The following is a 1555-nucleotide window of genomic DNA, read 5'->3' as shown; positions in this document are numbered from 1 at the left end:
GGGAATTTGAGTAGAATCAGTGGATATTTGAAATAAAAACAGCCGAAAACCTGTGTTTAGGTTTCGGCTGTTGGGGGAGGACTTTTTTGCAAAGGTCTCAGGCCGTCTGAAACGGATTTTCAGACGGCCTTTGTTTTGTGCTAAACCTTATTTGTTGTCAGGTTGGGATTTGACATCGTGGGAGACGGGCAGCTCAGGCATGGTTCGGGCAGACTCTGGAACATTGCCGGAGAGGGCTTTCAAGAAGGCAACGATGTTTTCAGTGTCTTCTGGAGCCAAGGTTTTACCCAATTGCGCTTTCGCCATGATGTTGACGGCTTTATCCAGTTCCCAAACGCTGCCGTTGTGGAAGTATGGGTAGGTACGTTCGACGTTTCTCAAGCCGGGAACGCGGAAGAAGAATTCGTCTTCGGCTTTTTTGGTTACGTCCGCACGGCCTTTGTCGTGTTTAGGATCGTCGATGTGTTTCCAGTAAGGACCGTCCACCAAGCCGAATTTTTGGAACATGGTACCGCCCAAGTTGACGCCGTTGTGACAAGCGATACAGCCGTTGTCCATAAATGCGCGTACGCCTTTGCGTTCTTGTTCGCTCAGGGCAGATACGTTGCCTTTCAGGTAGTCGTCCCAACGGGTCGGGGTCAGCAGGGTACGTTCAAACGCGCCCAATGCGGTGGTGATGTTTTTGAAGGAAACCGCGCCGTCTTCAGGGAATGCGGCTTTGAATTTTTCTTGGTATTCAGGGATACCGGCGATTTTGGCGGCGGCATCGGCTTCGGTAGCGTTGGCCATTTCAACCGGGTTGAGCAATGGGCCGCCGGCTTGTTCTTCCACATCGGCTGCACGGCCGTCCCAGAATTGGCTGCCCAACAAGGCGGCATTCAGGGCAGTTGGGGAGTTACGGCCGCCGAATTGGCTTTTGTGACCCGCGCTGGTCGGCATGTTGTCTACGCCGGCAGTTGCCAAGTTGTGGCAAGAGTTACAGCTGACGGTGTTGCCTTTGGACAGGCGGTTTTCGTACCAAAGTTGTTGGCCGAGTTTGACCTGTTCTTCGGTAAACGGACGAACTTTTTGCATTTCGGCTAAGTCAGGCAAAGGTTTGAACGTAGCTTGCGCGCGTTCCAACAGGGCTTTGTCTTCGGCAGAAACATCGGCAGAATTTTGAGGGGCCGAAACAGCGGCGGTGCTTGCGGCAGCATCGGCACCGCTCGCGGCAGAAGCTGCTTGAGGGGTTTCGGTTGTTTGAGCCGTTTTCTCGCCGCAGGCGGTCAGCGCGGCAGAAACGGCCAAAGCCAAAGCGATTTGGTGGAGTTTTAAACGTGGTATAGGAGGGTTCCTTTGTTATGCGTTTGTTATGTCATGGATTGCTGATTGCACCAGCAATATGCCAACTATAAAAGATAAGGCGGTTTTAATTTTTGTTGTAAATCAACCTTTTAAATTTGATAAATTTTGAAAATATAACTGATAGAGAATTTTATACTATGGAACTTTTTTATTATTTATTTACAATTAGTTACTGTTTTTAAGGCCGTCTGAAAATCCGTTTCAGACGGCC

1 protein-coding gene is annotated in these 1555 nt (G+C 50.0%); it reads right to left on the bottom strand.

Going from position 1 to position 1555, the window contains the following annotated elements; all coding sequences use genetic code 11:
- Positions 1-147: 147 nt before the first annotated feature.
- Complete coding sequence (locus tag O3682_RS11670; RefSeq protein WP_371510181.1) at positions 148-1323, bottom strand: cytochrome-c peroxidase; 1176 nt, start codon at positions 1321-1323, stop codon at positions 148-150.
- Positions 1324-1555 lie beyond the last annotated feature (232 nt).

It is taken from the genome of Neisseria sp. 27098_8_112, assembly GCF_041433235.1.
Lineage (GTDB): Bacteria > Pseudomonadota > Gammaproteobacteria > Burkholderiales > Neisseriaceae > Neisseria.
This window is presented reverse-complemented; position numbering and strand designations above follow the sequence as displayed.